Genomic DNA, 17,535 nt, shown 5'->3' with positions numbered 1-17,535 from the left:
TTTTATTGCCGAGCCAGCCTACTCGCGCAGATCCGACTCGTGAATCGGTTGGTCGCGATGGGTCGCGCGCTGGTATTGCGCCGGCCAGATCGCCTTGTGCCCGCTCAGGTCGTCGTCGGCATGCAGCGGCCAGTACGGGTCGCGCAGCAGCTCCCGGGCGAGGAAGATGATGTCGGCCTGGCAGGTGCGCAGAATATGCTCGGCCTGGGCCGGCTCGGTGATCATGCCCACGGTGCCGGTGGCGATCCCCGACTCCTTGCGCACCCGTTCGGCGAATCGGGTCTGGTAGCCCGGGCCGGTGGGGATTTCGGCATTGACCGCGGTGCCGCCCGACGAGACATCGATCAGGTCCACCCCCAATGCTTTCAGGCGGCAGGCCAGCTCGACGGTTTCGTCCGGATTCCAGCCGTCCTCCACCCAGTCGGTGGCCGACACCCGGACGAACAGCGGCAATTCTTCCGGCCAGACCGCCCGCACCCCCTCACACACCTGCAGGACCAGGCGAATGCGGTTATCGAAGGAGCCACCGTACTGGTCGCGGCGCTGATTGCTCAGGGGCGAGAGGAATTGATGCAGCAGGTAGCCGTGGGCAGCATGCACTTCGACCACCTTGAAACCGGCGACCAGGGCACGTTTGGCCGAATCGACGAAGGCCTGGACGATCGCGGCGATCTGCCCTTCGTCGAGCTGGGTCGGCGGCGTATGTTGCGGGTCGAAGGCAATCGGCGAAGGGCCAACCGGGACCCAGCCGCCCTCCTCGGGCTTGACGCTGCCATGCTTGCCCAGCCATGGCCGATGGGTGCTGGCCTTGCGTCCGGCGTGGGCCAGCTGGATGCCGGCGACCGCGCCCTGGGCGGTGATGAACCGGGTGATGCGTTGCAAGGGTGCGATCTGTTCGTCGTTCCACAGGCCGAGGTCCTGGGCGGTGATGCGCCCGTCGGCGGTGACCGCCGTGGCCTCGGTGAAAATCAGTCCGGCGCCACCCACGGCACGACTGCCGAGGTGCACCAGGTGCCAGTCATTGGCCAGTCCATCTACGCTGGAGTACTGGCACATGGGCGATACCGCGATGCGGTTGAGTAAGGTCAGTTGACGAAGGGTATAGGGCTCAAGCAGCAGACTCATGGGGCACCTCTCGATCAGTGGTCAGGCTCCAGGGTTCTGTTTGAAAAGTCGACGAGTGACTGGAAAGGAACAGCGCCCGCCCCCGCGGGAGAAAAAGGACAAAACGTCACAAGGCCAATCAAGCAGTGTTTAGAGCCTAGTCGACAACGGCGCGACCAGCAGGGTTCCGATGCACTTTGTCAGTGCCCGGCCTGGTACACCGCAGCGTCCTCTTCGCCGGCAAGCCTGGCTCCTACAGAAGCAGCGCCCACCGTTCGTAGGAGCGAGGCTTGCCCGCGAAAGCGTCCGCGCGGGTCAGCGCGGTTCGATATGGGCGATCATCAGTTGCACCGTTTCCTGGCCGCGGAACTCGTTGAGGTCCAGCTTGTAGGCCAGTTCCACCCAGCGGATGGTCGGGTTCGGCCAGATATCGCGGTCGATGCCGAAGGCAATGCCGTCGAGTTTCACCGAACCACATTCACTGCGCAGCACCACCTTGAGGTGGCGCTCGCCGACGACGCGCTGCTCCACCAGCTGGAACACGCCATGGAACAGCGGCTCGGGAAAGTGCTGGCCCCAGGGCCCGGCATGGCGCAGGGCGCGGGCCAGTTCGAGGTGGAACTCTTCCACCGCCAGGGTGCCGTCCGACAGCAGGCGCCCGGTCAGGTCTTCCTCGCGCAGCTGGCGGCGCACCTCGGCATCGAAGGCCTCGGCGAAGGCCGGGAAATTCTGCTCCGGCAGCGACAGGCCGGCAGCCATGGCGTGACCGCCGAACTTGCTGATCAGGTCCGGATGTTTGGCCGCCACCGCGTCCAGGGCATCGCGGATATGAAAGCCCGGCACCGAACGCGCCGAACCCTTGAGCATGCCTTCGCCGGCGTCGGCAAAGGCGATGGTCGGCCGGTGGTAACGCTCTTTCAGCCGCGAAGCGAGAATCCCGATCACCCCCTGGTGCCAGTCGGGCTCGAACAGGCACAGGCCGAACGGCATCGACTCCACCGGCAAGTCCTTGAGCTGGGCCAGGGCTTCGCGCTGCATGCCCTGCTCGATGGATTTGCGATCCTGGTTCAACTCGTCCAGTTGGCTGGCCATTTGCCGCGCCAGGGCCATGTCATGGCTGAGCAGGCATTCGATGCCCAGGCTCATATCGTCCAGGCGACCGGCGGCATTCAACCGTGGGCCAAGGATGAAGCCCAGGTCGGTGGAGGTGATGCGCGACGCCTCGCGCTTGGCCACTTCGAGGATCGCCTTGATCCCCGGCCGCGCGCGCCCGGCGCGAATCCGCTCCAGCCCCTGGTGCACCAGGATGCGGTTGTTGGCGTCCAGCGGCACCACGTCGGCCACGCTGCCCAGCGCCACCAGATCCAGCAGCTCGCCGATATTCGGTTGCGGCTTGGTTTCATACCAGCCAAGGCTGCGCAGGCGGGCGCGCAGCGCCATCAGCACATAGAAGATCACCCCGACGCCGGCCAGCGCCTTGCTCGGGAACTCGCAGCCGGGCTGGTTCGGGTTGACGATGGCGTCGGCCGCCGGCAACTCGTGGCCCGGCAAGTGGTGGTCGGTGACCAGCACTTTCAGACCGGCCGCCTTGGCCGCCGCCACGCCCTCGACACTGGAGATGCCGTTGTCCACGGTGATCAGCAGCTGGGGCTTGCGCTCCAGGGCCACCGCGACGATTTCCGGGGTCAGGCCGTAGCCATATTCGAAACGGTTCGGCACCAGGTAATCGACATGGGCCGCGCCCAGCAGGCGCAGGCCGAGCATGCCCACGGTACTGGCGGTGGCGCCGTCGGCGTCGAAGTCGCCGACGATCAGGATGCGTTCGCGCTGCTCCAGCGCCGTCACCAGCAAGTCGACTGCCGCCTCGATGCCCTTGAGCTGCTGGAACGGGATCAGCCGCGCCAGGCTCTTGTCCAGCTCGGCCTCGGACTGCACGCCACGGGCGGCGTACAGGCGGGTCAGCAACGGCGGCAGATCACCGAGAAACGGCAGGGTGGCGGGCAACTCACGAGGTTCGATACGCATGGGGTGACAGAAGCTTCTCTTCGATACGGGGGATACGGCGAAACAACGCGGCGTGGCGAACTCAGCGTTCGCCCAACAGCCATTCCAGCTGGACTTCGTGCTGGCCGCGATCGTCGGTGACGAAGATCGTGCCTTCGCTGATCATCACGTCCCACTTGATAACGCGCGGCATGTCCTTGGCCAGGACTTCCAGGACGTCCTGGGGCACGCCGGCGATATTGAGGTTCTTCAGGTTCTTCACCGCGTCCACTACGCGGGTCTGCCACACGCGCAGGCTGCCGTAGGCCAGCAGGCTGGTGCGCTCGGTACGGCGCGAACACCAGGTCAGGCGCTCGGCGTCCGGCTGGCCGACTTCGATCCAGTGCAGCACGCGGTCGTCCAGGCTTTTTTCCCACAGGGCCGGCTCATCCACTTCCGACAGGCCACGACCGAACGACAGGTGTTCGTTGTACCAAAGGGCGTAGGCCAGCAGACGCACGGTCATGCGCTCTTCGGTTTCCGACGGATGGCGGGCGATGGTTTGCTTGACGCTTTCGTACACCCCGCGATCGAGGTCAGTCAGGTTCAATTCAAACTTGTAGGTGGTAGACGGCTGGGCCATGGACGGGGCTTCTTGATACGAGGAAAGGCGGCAAGTCTAACCGATGCACGAGCCAATCCACGAATCGCGCACCATCATCCTTTGGCGAGGGAACGCCGGGCTATGTTAAAACGCTCTACCGTCCAATCTTTGTCCTACAAGGATCTTCCATGCCGCTTACCGCCAAACCCCTTGCCGGCCTGAAAGTCGTCGAACTCGGCACCCTGATCGCCGGCCCGTTCGCCTCGCGCATCTGCGCCGAATTCGGCGCCGAGGTGATCAAGGTCGAATCGCCGGACGGCGGCGACCCGCTGCGCAAGTGGCGCAAGCTGTATGAAGGCACATCCCTGTGGTGGTTCGTCCAGGCGCGCAACAAAAAGTCCCTGACCCTGAACCTCAAGCACCCGGACGGCCTGGAGGTGCTGAAGAAGCTGTTGGCCGAGGCCGACATCCTGATCGAGAACTTTCGCCCCGGGGTCCTGGAAAAACTCGGCCTGGGCTGGGACACCATGCACGCGCTCAATCCCAAGCTGGTGATGGTGCGCCTGTCCGGCTTCGGCCAGACCGGACCGATGAAGGACCAGCCCGGTTTCGGCGCGGTCGGCGAATCCATGGGCGGGCTGCGCTACATCACCGGTTTCGAGGACCGTCCGCCGGTGCGCACCGGCATTTCCATCGGCGACTCGATTGCCGCCCTGTGGGGCGTGATCGGCGCGCTGATGGCCCTGCGGCACCGTGAGGTCAATGGCGGCCAGGGCCAGGTGGTGGACGTGGCGTTGTACGAAGCGATCTTCGCCATGATGGAAAGCATGGTCCCGGAGTTCGATGTCTTCGGCTTCATCCGCGAACGCACCGGCAACATCATGCCCGGCATCACGCCCTCCTCCATTCACACCAGCGCCGATGGCAAGCATGTGCAGATCGGCGCCAACGGCGATGCGATCTTCAAGCGCTTCATGCTGCTGATCGGCCGCGACGACCTGGCCAACGACCCGGCCCTGGCCAGCAACGACGGCCGCGACAGCCGGCGCGACGAGCTGTACGGAGTCATCGATCGCTGGGTCAACTCGCTGCCGCTGGAGCATGTGCTCGAATTGCTGAACCAGGCACAAGTCCCTGCCAGCCGCATCTTCAGCGCCGAGGACATGTTCAGCGATCCGCAGTTTCTCGCCCGGGAAATGTTCCTCCAGGCCAAGCTGCCGGACGGCAAGGCATTCAAGATGCCCGGCATCGTGCCGAAACTCTCGGACACCCCGGGCTCGTCCGAATGGGTCGGCCCCGCGCTCGGCGAACACAATGCCCAGGTACTGGGCGCCCTGGGCTACGACGAGCAGCAGATCAAAAGCCTGCGTGACAACGGCGCGATCTAGTTTGAAAAACTATGCCTTTTACCGACAAGGATCAGCAGCCTGATGACCCCATGCCGTAGCAGGCGAATGATTCGTGGCATACGCCTGTTGTCGATGCTGCTGGCGCTCGGCGCCTGGTCACCGGTCAGCCAGGCCCGGGACACGCTGATCTGGGTGTTGCGCGACCTGCCGCCGATGACGATTTTCGAAGGTCCGCAAAAAGGCCTGGGCGTGATCGATCAGGCCCTGCCCGTGCTGATGGCCAGCCTGCCGGAGTACGACCATCAGTTCGTGCACGTCAACCGCGCCCGGGCCATGCAGATGCTCCGGGAACTGCCCTTCGTCTGCGATCCGGCGCTGCTGTTCACCCCGCAGCGAGCACAATGGCTGGCGTTTTCCATCACCACTTTTCGTATATTCAGCAACGGCCTGGCGGTACGGCGCCAGGACCGTCCCGACCTGCTGCCGTTTATCCATGACGGCCAGATCGACCTGGGCGCACTGCTGGTCAGCCCCCTGCACAATGTGGGCGTGGTGGCCGAGCGCAGTTATGGCGAACCGATCGACAGCCTGCTCAAACAGGCTCCGCTCGGCGCGCTGATGGCCCACTACGGCAACAGCGCCATCGGCAACCTGCTGCAGATGCAACGCCACGGGCGCCTGAAAGCCTTGATCGGTTACCAGACAGAAATCCGTTTCCAGGCGCAACAGCAAGGGATCGATCCCGATGAACTGGAGTTCTACCCGATCCAGGGCATGCCCAGGTATCAGTCGGTGAATGTCGGCTGCTCGAACACTGCGCAGGGCCGACAGGCGGTGGAACGCATCAACCGCGCGCTGCTCGAACTGCGCCCGGACACCTTGCTGGAGCTTTATGCCCAGTGGCTGGAACCGTCGCTGCGCGAGCAATACCGCAGCGATGCCCTGGCGTTTTTCCACGACGCGCCGCAGCGCTAAAAAATCCGGGCAAAAAGAAACCCCGAGCAGTGGGGAGACAACTCGGGGTTAAACGTGGTCTGAAACCAGACCCGTGCAACAAGCGACAAGCACCGGAGCACAATGCTCGATCCTGTTGCCAAGGGTCTGACTGATGGGCTGAAGCGAAGGTTCCCGAAAATTTCCAATCAGCGTGCGCTGTCGAACGCCTTCTCTTGGGCCACATTGCGCAAGGCCGCGATGACACAGGGTTCCAGGCGACCTTCGGCGATCAATACGTCGCGATGCAGACCGTCGACGACATCGGTCAACTGACGCTTGTCGGTCAACTGGGCCTGGCTGAACTCGCGCTCGACCACGATGGCCCCCAAGGCATTCTTCAGGCTCACCAGGCATTCCCCCTGCGCGCGCGGGGTCAGAGTTACCTGATACGGGCTCAAAGCTTCACCCAACAATAGGCTGATACTTTCCATCTCGATCACCACTCAATAGCTGGAATTAAGGCTCGAATACACCAATGCCGGTAGCTTTCTGGCATTCAAGTGACCATCGCCCAGAGAAGAAAGTTCGCAACCGCTGGCGGTTGCCGACCTGAGTCGATCCAGCATGCCCGCAAAACATGACAGATAAAAAACAGGCCGGATCAGACTAGAATCGGCACTCAAACCAGAAACGAACGCGACGGTGCCGGCTGATCGATCAGCGCCTCGACTTTCTTGTAGCGCAATACCGCCTGTTGGCAGGAATAGCGCCGAGGGTCGATCCGAACCGGTATCGCGACCTGCTCCCGAGGCGGATTTTCAGGCCTGGCGCAGGTCTTTCTGGCAGGTGGGGGTGTGGCCATGGGGGCCCTCTCCTCGAGCGGTTGGCAAAGCCCGGCGGCGCAGCGATGATGGTTGCCCGGTTGCAGGGCCTGTCCGAAATGCTGCCTTCTCACCGGAGCGAGTCTTGAATCAAACGTCCAATAAAAAACTGCGGATCGTCCTGGCCGACGATCACCCGATTTTCCTCATCGGCCTGCGGGCCGTCCTGGAGCGCGACGACAACCTGGAGATCGTCGGCGAAGCCAGCTCCCCGACCGCCCTCGGCGAACTGCTGCAAAGCTGTCCCTGCGACGTACTGGTCACCGACTTCATGATGCCGGGCGAACAGCAGAACGATGGCCTGCGTCTGATCGAGCAACTGCGCCGGCATCATCCCCAGCTACCGATCGTGGTGGTGACCATGCTCAACAATGCCGGGCTGTTCCGTTCGATTCTCGACCTGGGCGTCTCGGGGCTGCTGAGCAAGGCCAGCCTGGCCGACGAGCTGCCGGCGGCGATCAGCCATGTGCGCCGCGACAAGGTGTTTGTCGCCCAGGCCATCCAGCAACTTCTCAGCCTGGCGGGCGAGGTCGGGCCGGATCGCTTGTTGTCCGGGGAACAGCTGTCGCCCCGCGAGCTCGAAGTCATCCGCCTGCTGGCGGCCGGGCTGACGGTCGGGGAAATCGCCGCGAAGCTCAGCCGCAGCAAAAAGACCGTCAGCACCCAGAAGGTCAGCGCCATGCGCAAGCTCGGCCTGTCCAGCGCCGCGGCGCTGTACATCTACGTGCAGGAACACGGGCTCGCCTGAGCCCGGCTCAGCCGGCCTGCTCGTCGAGGTCGTCATGCAAGCGCCGGGCGATCCACTGGCGCACGGCGACGGCGCTCATGGGCTCGGCGATGAAACAGCCTTGCAGGCGTGCCTGCCCCAGCTTCTTGGCCGCCTGGTAGTCGGCGGCGCTCTCGATACCCGCCAGCACCACGCCCAGCGACATGCGCCGGGCCATGCTCATGGCGCCGGCCACCACGGCCGCCTTGCGCTCATCGTCAGCCAGCCCGCAGACGAAGGCCGGCGGGATCTTCAGCTCGGTGAACGGCAATTCCAACAGGCGCTGCAGGCTGGTGCCGCCGGTGCCGAAGTCGCCAATCGACAGCTTGCAGCCGATCATGCGCAGGCGCAGCAGGGCCTCCACATGGGCGATATCGGTTTCCAGTTCGGTGGTCTCGACGATTTCCAGGGTCAGCAGGCGTGCCGGCACTTCAAAACGCCGTAGCAGGGTTTCCAGCTGGCGCGCGAAGTTCGGCAGTTCCAGCATGCCCACCGGGATATTCACCGAGATCGCCAGCGAACGGCCCATGACCAGGCGCACCCCGGCCGACAATTGCAGGGCCTGCTCCAGCATGAGCCAGGTGAAGGCTTCCTCCAGGCCGGCGAATTCGATCACTGGCAGGAACTCGGCAGGCAGCATCAAGCCGTGTTCCGGGTGCTGCCAGCGCGCCAGCGCCTCGACGCCCAGGACCTCGCCGTCCTGGCTGACCACTGGCTGGAAATGCGCGACCCCATGGCGCTGTACCGCCGCCTGCCCTTCCTCGGCGGTCGGCACCTCCGGCTGGAACACATCCAGGGCCAGGGTTTCGCGCACCTGGGCCAGCGACAAGTCTTGCGGCCCAGGCTCGAAGCATTGCTGGTACAGGCCCAGCAGTTCATTGAGCAGGGTGACCGAGGCCGGCTTGGGCAGACAGCCCAGCACATTCAGGCCCTGCTGCCGGGCCATCGCCGCGGCGCCTTCGCGGACATCCGCTTGCGCGTCGCTGAGAATGATCAGCGCCCTCGCCCGTTGCTGCTCTGCCAGGTAGCGAATCAGTTCCAGCCCGTCGGCCTGCTCCAGGTACAGATCGCAGATGGCGATATCCACCGGCCCCTTGCTGTCCAGGGATTGCCGGGCGGCGGCAACGCTTTCGGCATTCAACACGTTGAACACGCCATTGGCGTTGAGCATCTGGTGCAGGGCCATCAACTGGAACGAATTGTCTTCAAGAACGAGCACTTTCAACCTGTGCATGGAACGACCTCCGATACGGCGAGAGCGGCGAGAATCCGCAGCGGGCCGGTACGTTAATCGCAGCGGGCAGGCCGCCCCATAAGACAAGTCTTAATCGCTACCCAGATGCGGCTCGATATCGCTGCGCAAGCAGCCGATGGCCTCCTTCAGGCGCAGCCAGTGCTCCGCCAGCACCGCCGTCGAGTGGGCCCGGGCAACGGCCTCCAGGTCGATGCAGACCTGGGCCAGCGGCAGCGCATCGATCAGGCAGCACACCCCTTTGAGGCGGTGCGTGGACGCGCCGATACGCGCCCAGTCCTGCTCCAGCACCGCCGACTCCAGGGCCGCCTGCTCCTGCCCCAGGTTGCTCCACAGCTCGCGCAGCATGCGTTGCAGGATCGGCTCGTCCGCCTGGGTCATGGAGCGCAGGGTCTGGATGTCGAAGGACGGCGGCGGCAAGAAGCGCGCAAGCATCTGCGCCAGCTGGTCCAGGGTCACCGGCTTGACCAGCAGTTCATCCATGCCGGCCTGCTCGCAGCGCTGCTGCTCATCCTCGAAGGCATTGGCCGTGCAACCGATCAGCGGGCAGGCGTCACGCCCTTCCCGGGCCTCGATCTGCCGTATCGCTTCGCTCAGCTGATAACCGCTCATGCCCGGCATGTGGCAGTCGGTCATCACCAGGTCGAACGCCTCGCCCTGCCAGCGCGCCAGCGCCGCCTCGGCGCTGTCGAGCGCCACCACCTTGTGCCCGAGGAACATCAGTTGCTGGCTGAGCACCATGCGATTGGCGCGCACGTCGTCGACCACCAGCACCGACATGCGACGGCTCTGCGGGCGCTCGCGGGTCACTTGGGGCGACTGGCTGAAATCCTCGACCACCTGTTCCGGGTAAAGCTCAAGGGTCACGGTGGTTCCCGCGCCAGGTTGGCTTTGCAGCAGAATGCGCCCGCCCATCAGCTCCACCAGTTGCTTGCAGATACTCAGGCCCAGGCCGGTGCCGCCCTGCTCCGGCGTCGTCTGCAGATGGGCCTGGATGAACGGATCGAACAGGCTCGCCTGCTTCTCGGGGCTGATGCCCGACCCGGTGTCGGCCACGCTGATGCACAAACGGTCGGCGCCATGTTCATCGGCCTGGCGCTCCACGGACACCCGCACCTCACCAGCCTGGGTGAATTTCAGGGCATTGCTCAGCAGGTTGTGCAGCACCTGGCGCAGGCGCAGCGGGTCGAGCCAGTAGAAGCCGTCCGCCGCCTTGTCGAAGGCCAGCGTCAGATGCAGCCCCTTGTTGCGCGCGGTGACCTCGAACAATTGCTGTATGTCTTCGAAGAAGCCTCGCAGGGCCACGGTCTGCGGCGCCAGCTGCATGTGCCCGGCCTCGATCTTGGCCAGGTCGAGGTTATCGCCCATCAGGCCGACCAGCTCCTGTGCCGATTGGTAGGCCACGCGCAGCGCATCGGAAAACGGCATGCCGCGCAGGCGCGCCTGTTCCTTTTCCAGTTCCAGCAAACCGATGATCGCATTCATCGGCGTGCGTATTTCGTGGCTCATGGTCGAGAGAAAGGCGCTCTTGGCGTAGTTCGCCTGATCCGCCGCACGACGCGCTTGCAGCAGCTCTTCCTCCAGGCGCTTGCGCTCGGTGATATCGATCCAGCCCCCCAGCAACCCCTGCAATTCACCCTGGGCGCTGTAGAACGGCACCGTCCATTGATAGACATGCACCGGGCCCCTTCTGGACTCGATCTGACGGTCGACGAACACCGACTCCTGGGACTCCAGCTGCTCCAGGAACTCGCGGTGCAACTGCCGGGCCGTGGCCTCGGGCAAGACATCCAGCTCGGTCAGGCACAGCCCCTTGATCTGTTCCAGGCGCATGCCGGTCTGGGTTTCGTAGCTTTTGTTGCAGGTGATCAGGCGCCCGGCCAGGTCGCGGACGAAGATCGGGTTGGGGATACCGTCGAGCAAGGCGCGCTTGAACGCCACCTGGTCGTTGAGCCGTTGCTCGGCTTGCAGGCGTTGGCGGATCTGCCCCTTGAGCCGGGTGTTCCAAGCCAGGGACAGCAGGCCGAACAGGATGGCGGTGAAGGTGACCCAGTAGATCCACACCGGCACCCGCTGCCACATGGGCACCGGCACTGGCGTCACCCCCAGCCATTTCAGGCGGATGGCGCTGAGCTCGGCCACCGGGAAGGCCTCCAGGGCCTTATTCAGAATGCTCAGCAGCTCGGGCTGGTCCCGGCGCACCGACAACTCGTCGGCCGACCACTTGCCTTCGACGCTGCGGCCGATGCGCAGCCCGTTCGCCGGATAACCCTGCACCTCGACTTCATTCTGGATGGTCGCGTCGGCCTCGCCATTGGCCACCAGGGCCCGCGCCTCTTGATAGGTAGCGACCGAACGCAGGCGGACCTTCGGGTAGTTCTGCCGGACGTAGCTTTCCAGCGCATGCTTGGCCGGCAGCGCCAGCACCCTGCCCGCCAACTGGCTGAAGGTGTTGAGCTGGATGTCCTCGGGGCGGACCACGAACACCCAGGCCGAACCGCCAAAGGGGTGGGTGAAGTCGAGGAAGCCGCAGCGCTCGTCATTGGCCGACAAGGTGGTGTTCATCTGGGCCCGGCCCTTGAGCAGCAGGTCCAGGGTATGGGTCGTGGAAAAGCTTTCCTCCTGGATGAACTGCAGGCCGGTCATTCTCGAGATGCGGTTGAGCAGGTCGATGTTCAGTCCGGTCCACTGGCCGTCCTTGTCCTTGAACACGTAGGGTGGGTACTGCTGGGACGCCACCACCACATGCTGATGTTCGAGCAGCCAGGCGCGCTCCGCCTTGCTCAACTTGATCCGTTCGTCGCTGGTGCTGGCGCCCAGCCCGGTGGTCCAGCGGGCCAGGATCTCCCGATCCGTGGAGTCGTCGATGCTCTCCAGCGCTCGCTCGATCAGGCGGCTCAACAACGGGTCGCTCTGGCGCGTGGCGAAGGCAAAGCCGATCGGCGGCAGCCGGCTTTCGGTGCGGATCTGCAACCCCAGGTAAGGGCGCAGCGCCTTGTAGGCACGAACGATCACCTCATTGCCGATAAAGGCATCGACATCCCCCTGCTTCAGCGCTTCCAGGCCGCTGTACAGATTGGGCGAGAGAATGATCTGGCTGTGGGGATAAGCCGCGTGGGCGACCTTCGCGTCCGCATACCCTTCCAGCAGCACCACTTTCTTGCCGGCCAGGTCCTCGGGGATCTGGGCCTCGTCCCGGCGTACGACCACCACCGCCCGGTCGGGCATGTAGTCGCTGGAAAAGTGCAGCCCGGCGACCCCGCGCTCGTAACCGTTGGCGCTGGTGAGGATGTCGATCGTGCCATTGCGCAGCGCCTCGACCGCTTGCTCGCGCTCGGAGAACCCCAACACCTCCATGGGCATGCCCAGGCGTTCGCCGACCAGGCTCAGGTAGTCGGCGCTGATGCCCTGGTAACGATTGCGGTCGCGCGTGATGTCGATCGGCTGGTAGTCATCGATCGAAATGCCCACCTTCAAGGTGCCACGGCCCGCCAGCCATTGCCGTTCGACCGGGGCCAGGGTGAGCGGCTCCAGTTCGACGAAGGCCGGCACCAGCTTGAAGGGCAGGTTCTGCGCCGCCATCAGGCACGGGGCCAGGGCCAGCGTCGCCAAAACCATCAATGTGCACAAAACCGGGCGCAGCAACATAAGCATCCTGTGGGTGATCCTCGACGCGTCGCCGCCCTATTCTAGATGCTCTGTCCTTGAGCTCTGGCCTTAAGCTCCGTCCTTGAGTTCCGTCATTGAAGGCACGCCGCGATAAACAGCCTGTGTATAAAAAGACAAAGCCCGTCAGAGACGGGCCTTGTTGACGATCGATGTCAGTCGATCAGAGCGGTTTGCCGCGATTGCCGTGCTGGCTGACGAAGGCCTGGACGGCCTTCAGGTCGTTGGCCAGGACGGTGCAACGCTCTTCGCGCTCGAACAGGTCGGACAGGTGCGCTGGCAATTCCAGGGCCTTGCCGATCCCGGCCTGCTCCACCGCTTCCGGGAACTTCACCGGATGCGCGGTACCCAGCACCACCATCGGGATGTCCAGGCTGCGACGGCACTCACGGGCGGCCTTGACGCCGATCGCGGTGTGCGGGTCGAGCACTTCGCCAGTCTGGGCGAAGACTTCGGCGATGGTCTCGCAGGTCTGCGCGTCGTCCACAGCCAGGGAGTCGAACAGCTTGCGCGCTTCGGTCCAGCGCTCCTGCTCAACGCTGAAACCGCCACCCTGCTTGAAGGAGTCCATCAGCTGAGCCAGCGCGGCACCGTTGCGACCGTGCAGGTCGAACAGCAGGCGCTCGAAGTTCGACGAGACCATGATGTCCATCGACGGCGACAGGGTGGCGTGCAGGGTTTCCTTGACGTACTGATTGCCGCTCATGAAGCGGTGCAGGATGTCGTTGCGGTTGGTGGCGACGATCAACTGGTTGATCGGCAGGCCCATGTTGCGCGCCAGGTAACCGGCGAAGATATCGCCGAAGTTGCCGGTCGGCACCGAGAACGCCACCGAACGCGCCGGGCCGCCCAGCTGCAGGGCTGCGTGGAAGTAGTAGACGATCTGGGCCATGATCCGCGCCCAGTTGATCGAGTTCACCGCCACCAGGCGGGTGCCCTTGAGGAAGCCCTGGTCGGCGAAGCTGGCCTTGACCATTTCCTGGCAGTCGTCGAAGTTGCCTTCGATGGCGATGGTATGGATGTTCTCGCCGAAGATGGTGGTCATCTGCCGGCGCTGCACTTCGGACACACGGTTGTGCGGGTGCAGGATGAAGATATCGACGTTGTCGCAACGCTTGCAGCCTTCGATGGCGGCCGAACCGGTATCACCGGAAGTGGCGCCGATGATCACCACGCGCTCGCCGCGCTTCTCCAGCACGTAATCCAGCAGGCGACCCAGCAGTTGCAGGGCGAAGTCCTTGAACGCCAGGGTCGGGCCGTGGAACAGCTCCAGGACCCACTCGTTGCCGTTCAGCTGGCGCAGCGGAGCGATGGCGTTGTGGGAGAAAGCGCCGTAGGTTTCCTCAAGGATTTTCTTGAAGTCGGCATCCGGAATGCTGCCGGTGACGAACGGGCGCATCACCCGGAACGCCAGCTCGTGATACGGCAGGCCGGCCCAGGAAGCGATTTCCTCCTGGGTGAAACGTGGCAGGTTTTCCGGTACGTACAGACCGCCGTCGCTCGCCAGGCCGGCCAGCAGGACGTCTTCGAAATTCAGGGCCGGTGCCTGGCCGCGGGTGCTGATGTAACGCATATAAGCAAACCTTTGGTGTGGAGCTGCAAGCTTCAAGTGACAGGCGACAAGTCAAAGCGAATCGGCTTTTACTTGCAGCTTGCGGCTTGGCGCTTGCCGCTGAATTAATTCAGATGTTCGACACGGATCCGCACGACCGGACCGACCACGCCCTGCAGGGCTTCCAACGCGGTGATCGCATCGTTGATGCGCTGTTCCACCACACGGTGGGTCAGCAGGATCATCGGCACCAGGCCGTCGTGTTCTTCGACCTCTTTCTGCATGATCGACTCGATATTGATGCCGCGCTCGGACAGGATGCTCGCCACCTGGGCCAGTACGCCCGGGTGATCCTTGGCCTGGATCCGCAGATAGTAGGCGCTTTCGCAGGCCTCGATCGGCAGGATCGGGTGCGCCGACAACGAGTCCGGCTGGAAGGCCAGGTGCGGCACACGGTTTTCCGGGTCGCTGGTCATGGCGCGAACCACGTCCACCAGGTCGGCGATCACCGACGAAGCGGTCGGCTCCATGCCGGCGCCGGCGCCGTAGTACAGGGTGGAGCCGACGGCGTCGCCGTTGACCATCACCGCGTTGAACACGCCATTGACGTTGGCGATCAGGCGATCGGCCGGGATCAGCGTCGGGTGCACGCGCAGCTCGATGCCGGCATCGGTGCGGCGGGCCACGCCCAGGTGCTTGATGCGATAGCCCAGGGCCTCGGCGTAGTTCACGTCGGCGGTGGTCAGCTTGGTGATGCCTTCGGTGTAGGCCTTGTCGAACTGCAGCGGGATACCAAAGGCGATGGATGCCAGGATGGTCAGCTTGTGCGCGGCGTCGATGCCTTCGACGTCGAAGGTCGGGTCGGCTTCGGCATAACCCAGGGCCTGGGCCTCGACCAGCACGTCTTCGAAGGTGCGACCCTTCTCGCGCATTTCGGTGAGGATGAAGTTGCCAGTGCCGTTGATGATCCCGGCCACCCAGTTGATACGGTTGGCCGACAGGCCTTCGCGGATCGCCTTGATGACTGGAATACCACCCGCCACGGCGGCCTCGAACGCCACGATCACGCCCTTCTCACGGGCCTTGGCGAAAATTTCGTTACCGTGTACGGCGATAAGCGCCTTGTTGGCGGTGACCACATGTTTACCATGCTCGATGGCCTTGAGTACCAGCTCGCGGGCAACGGTATAGCCGCCCATCAGCTCTATGACGATGTCGATCTCAGGGTTCGTGGCCACTTCGAACACATCGTTGGTAATCGCAATACCGGTCGTTTGGAACTGAGGCTTTGGCGTGCGCATGGCAACTTGTGCCACTTCGATTCCACGCCCGGCACGACGAGCAATTTCCTCGGCGTTACGCTGAAGTACATTGAAGGTACCGCCACCGACGGTACCCAGCCCACAGATGCCCACTTTGACCGGATTCACTCTGAACTCCCCATGAAACGGCCGACACTAGGTCGGCCGTGGAAAACAGCCGCAAACCACACGGCTCTCTATTAATGACGCGTCGGCCACAACCGCCGCGTCATGATCGTCAAAGGCTCGACGACGCAGGATTATTTCGCGCCCAGCGCCAGTTTGGCGACTTGTGGCGCAGGCTGGTAGCCCGGAATCACTTGGCCGTCGGCCAAAACGATGGCCGGCGTGCCGTTCACCCCGATCGACTGGCCCAGGGCGAATTGCTTGGAAACCGGGTTGGCGCACTTGGCGGCCTTGATTTCCTTGCCATCGACCATCTTGTCCATGGCCGCTTTCTTGTCGGCCGAGCACCAGACCGCCTGCAATTGCTCGTCACCCGGCGAACCCAGGCCCTGGCGCGGGAAGGCGACATAACGCACTTCCACGCCCATCTTGTTCAGCTCAGGCACTTCGGCGTGCAGCTTGTGGCAGTACGGGCAGGTGGTGTCGGTGAAGACGGTGATGTGGGTCTTGGTTTCGCCGATGGCCGGGTAGACCACGGTTTCAGCGACCGGAATGGCGTTGATCAGCTTGGCCACGCCCAGGCGCTCGGTCTTTTCGGTCAGGTTGACCGGCTTGCCGTCCTTGAGCTGGAACAGGTAGCCCTGCATCACGAACTGGCCGTCGGCGCTGGCGTACAGCACGCGGCTGCCCTTGAGCTTGACTTCATAGACACCGGGCAGCGGGCTGGCGCTGATGCTTTCTACCGGGACTTCGAGTTGCAGGCCCTGGAGGCTTTTACGAATCGCTTTTTCGGCGGCGTCATCGGCCATAACAAAGGTACTGGCCAACGCAATGGCTGCGGCGGCGATTATCTGGGTCACGCGCATTGGGAACTCCTGAAGGCGGACAAATGGGACGGTCAGAACGCCCGTACTGGAACACCGGGTCATAACGGCCCACTTTGTAAACCGGCAAAGCCTACCACATAAGGCCCGCCTGGCGGGCTCCCGCTGAGCCAAGCCGGTCATTTGCCGATCGGCGCGGAACCGCTCCCGGGTCGCCGCAGCCGGCATTCGCGGCGACCGACACCTCACTCAACCGCGGGGATGGTGCTTGGCATGCAGGTCCTGCAAACGGGCCCGGGCGACATGGGTGTAGATCTGGGTGGTCGACAGATCGCTGTGGCCCAGCAGCATCTGCACCACCCGCAGGTCGGCGCCGTGGTTGAGCAGATGGGTGGCGAAGGCATGTCGCAAGGTATGCGGCGACAGCGACTTGCCGATCCCGGCGACCTTGGCCTGATGCTTGATCCGGTGCCAGAAGGTCTGCCGGGTCATCTGCTCGCCGCGCTGGCTGGGGAACAGCACATCGCTGGGCCGCCCGCCGAGCAGCTCGCCACGGGCATCGCGCATGTAGCGCTCGACCCAGACAATCGCTTCCTCGCCCATCGGCACCAGGCGCTCCTTGCTGCCCTTGCCCATCACCCGCAGCACGCCCTGGCGCAGGTTGACCTGCTCCAGGGTCAGGCTGATCAGCTCGGTGACCCGCAGACCGCAGGCATACAGGACTTCAAGCATGGCGCGATCGCGCTGGCCGATGGCCTCGCTCAGGTCGGGAGCGGCCAGCAGGGCTTCGACATCGGCCTCCGACAGCGACTTGGGCAATGGCCGCCCCAGCTGCGGCATGTCGACTTGCAGCGTGGGGTCCACGGCAATCAGCTTTTCCCGCAGCAGGTAACGATAGAAGCCGCGCACCCCGGAGAGAAAACGCGCGGTCGAGCGTGGCTTGTAGGCCTGCTCCACCCGCCAGGCGAGGTGGTCGAGAATCAGCTCGCGGCCGGCATTTACTAGCTCCAGCCCCTTTTCCTGTAGCCAGCCGTTGAACAACGCCAGATCACTGCGATAAGCCTCGCGGGTGTTGTCCGAAAGACCCTTTTCCAGCCATAGCGCATCGAGGAAACGGTCTATCAGGGGATGGTCGATGGCAGGCATAAATACTCGAAAGGCGCGGCCTTGAGACCGGGCGCAAATAAATAG

13 protein-coding genes are annotated in these 17,535 nt (G+C 63.9%); 3 read left to right on the top strand and 10 right to left on the bottom strand.

Features of this window, described 5'->3' with window-relative positions:
* Positions 1–18: 18 nt before the first annotated feature.
* The 3 genes from AC07VU_RS01755 to AC07VU_RS01745 form a co-directional block, all read right to left on the bottom strand.
* Positions 19–1,125 carry an NADH:flavin oxidoreductase/NADH oxidase gene (locus AC07VU_RS01755; protein WP_274305626.1) on the bottom strand — a complete coding sequence of 369 codons (1,107 nt, stop codon included), beginning with the start codon at positions 1,123–1,125 and terminating at the stop codon, positions 19–21.
* Between the two features lie 294 nt (positions 1,126–1,419).
* Entirely contained in the window at positions 1,420–3,129 is a 1,710-nt protein-coding gene (recJ, locus tag AC07VU_RS01750; protein WP_495029449.1) for a single-stranded-DNA-specific exonuclease RecJ, read from the bottom strand.
* A gap of 61 nt (positions 3,130–3,190) precedes the next feature.
* Entirely contained in the window at positions 3,191–3,730 is a 540-nt protein-coding gene (locus AC07VU_RS01745; RefSeq protein ID WP_007923023.1) for a YaeQ family protein, read from the bottom strand.
* A 149-nt stretch (positions 3,731–3,879) separates the two neighbouring features.
* On the opposite strand from AC07VU_RS01745, the gene AC07VU_RS01740 reads away from it, so the two are divergent.
* Together AC07VU_RS01740 and AC07VU_RS01735 are read left to right on the top strand one after the other, a co-directional pair.
* A complete protein-coding gene (locus tag AC07VU_RS01740; protein ID WP_274305624.1) occupies positions 3,880–5,079 on the top strand; it encodes a CaiB/BaiF CoA transferase family protein in 1,200 nt (399 codons plus the stop codon).
* A 66-nt stretch (positions 5,080–5,145) separates the two neighbouring features.
* Positions 5,146–6,015, top strand: a complete 870-nt coding sequence (locus AC07VU_RS01735) for a TIGR02285 family protein (RefSeq protein ID WP_420801055.1) — start codon at positions 5,146–5,148, stop codon at positions 6,013–6,015.
* A gap of 167 nt (positions 6,016–6,182) precedes the next feature.
* Here the strand turns inward: AC07VU_RS01735 and AC07VU_RS01730 are convergent, their stop codons facing one another.
* Entirely contained in the window at positions 6,183–6,467 is a 285-nt protein-coding gene (locus tag AC07VU_RS01730; protein ID WP_114759954.1) for a DUF3509 domain-containing protein, read from the bottom strand.
* Positions 6,468–6,942: 475 nt separating this feature from the next.
* Between AC07VU_RS01730 and AC07VU_RS01725 the strand changes: the two genes are divergently transcribed.
* Entirely contained in the window at positions 6,943–7,605 is a 663-nt protein-coding gene (locus AC07VU_RS01725) for a response regulator (RefSeq protein ID WP_007923029.1), read from the top strand.
* 7 nt (positions 7,606–7,612) lie between these two features.
* Here the strand turns inward: AC07VU_RS01725 and AC07VU_RS01720 are convergent, their stop codons facing one another.
* From AC07VU_RS01720 to xerD, 6 genes are all read right to left on the bottom strand, one after another.
* Positions 7,613–8,857 carry an EAL domain-containing response regulator gene (locus AC07VU_RS01720; protein WP_087091343.1) on the bottom strand — a complete coding sequence of 415 codons (1,245 nt, stop codon included), beginning with the start codon at positions 8,855–8,857 and terminating at the stop codon, positions 7,613–7,615.
* Between the two features lie 90 nt (positions 8,858–8,947).
* Positions 8,948–12,523 carry an ATP-binding protein gene (locus AC07VU_RS01715; protein WP_457275701.1) on the bottom strand — a complete coding sequence of 1,192 codons (3,576 nt, stop codon included), beginning with the start codon at positions 12,521–12,523 and terminating at the stop codon, positions 8,948–8,950.
* A 181-nt stretch (positions 12,524–12,704) separates the two neighbouring features.
* Positions 12,705–14,114 (bottom strand): threonine synthase, encoded by a 1,410-nt coding sequence (thrC, locus tag AC07VU_RS01710; RefSeq protein ID WP_495029448.1) that lies wholly within the window; start codon positions 14,112–14,114, stop codon positions 12,705–12,707.
* Positions 14,115–14,218: 104 nt separating this feature from the next.
* On the bottom strand, positions 14,219–15,523 hold the full coding sequence (locus AC07VU_RS01705; RefSeq protein WP_274305620.1) for a homoserine dehydrogenase: 1,305 nt from the start codon (positions 15,521–15,523) through the stop codon (positions 14,219–14,221).
* Positions 15,524–15,654: 131 nt separating this feature from the next.
* Complete coding sequence (locus AC07VU_RS01700) at positions 15,655–16,386, bottom strand: thioredoxin fold domain-containing protein (RefSeq protein ID WP_007927673.1); 732 nt, start codon at positions 16,384–16,386, stop codon at positions 15,655–15,657.
* A 207-nt stretch (positions 16,387–16,593) separates the two neighbouring features.
* The gene (gene xerD, locus AC07VU_RS01695) at positions 16,594–17,490 is read right to left on the bottom strand and encodes a site-specific tyrosine recombinase XerD (protein WP_009042324.1); all 897 of its coding nucleotides are present in this window, start codon (positions 17,488–17,490) and stop codon (positions 16,594–16,596) included.
* Between the last annotated feature and the right edge of the window lie 45 nt (positions 17,491–17,535).

This window comes from Pseudomonas sp. GW821-FHT02B10, assembly GCF_059421865.1.
Note: the sequence above shows the minus strand (reverse complement) of the source record. Positions and strands in the feature narration are given on the sequence as shown.